Source organism: Streptomyces sp. AC627_RSS907 (assembly GCF_019049165.1).
Genome location: NZ_JAGMUE010001103.1, coordinates 1 through 740, shown reverse-complemented (window position 1 = coordinate 740; position 740 = coordinate 1). Strand labels below are relative to the sequence as shown.

1 protein-coding gene is annotated in these 740 nt (G+C 73.4%); it reads right to left on the bottom strand.

Translation table 11 applies throughout. The annotated features are described in order from the left end of the window. Window positions 1-358: 358 nt before the first annotated feature. Window positions 359-740 (bottom strand): ATP-binding protein (locus KUM32_RS40515; protein WP_217146685.1); only part of this gene is annotated, 382 nt, incomplete at its 5' end.

Here is a 740-nt window from a genome sequence, read left to right as displayed (position 1 = left end):
CGTGCGACGTGGCGATCGCGAACGCTCGACAAGCCGTCCCCCGGGTCCAGCACGACCCCGTTCGGGCTTCAGCGGCCCCCCATCGGACCCACATCAGCCCCCGAGGGGCCATGGCGTGACGGCCAGGCCCCCGTCGCCGCGAAGGGTCTCGCCGGCCGCTCATCGCGGCAGGCCAGGCCGCTTTCGCAGACCGCTGCTGCCTGACTCCTCACCAGGCAAGCTCGACTCTAACCAGACAGTTCAGGGGAGAGGCCAGCCCGGTGGGCTCATCTCCCGGCGCACGCGCCCCACGCGTTACTCCAGCGCCCACGCCCCCGGTCTTGACGCGCCCGCCTCCTTCGGCCCGCTTTCGGTGGGCTCACTCGGCGGCGGGGAGGGTGAGTTCGAACCAGACGGTCTTGCCCACCGTGCCCCGCCGCGTCCCCCAGCGCCGGGACGCGCAGGCCACCAACTGGAGCCCGCGCCCGCCCTCGTCCTCGGGATCGGCGGCGCGCTCCCGAGGCGGGTCCTCCACCGGGTCCGACACCTCGACCAACAGCGCCCGCCCCCCGGCGTCGGGCAGCGGCCGGAAGTACATGCGCACGCCGATCGGGCCGCTCGCGTACCGCAGCGAGTTGGTGACCAGCTCGCTGACCAGCAAGACCGTCACATCGCTCATCGCCTTAAGGCCCCAGTCCGCCAGCGCGTCCCGCACCAGCTCCCGGGCCTGGCACACGGAGTCGGGCGCCGCGGGAAAGCTC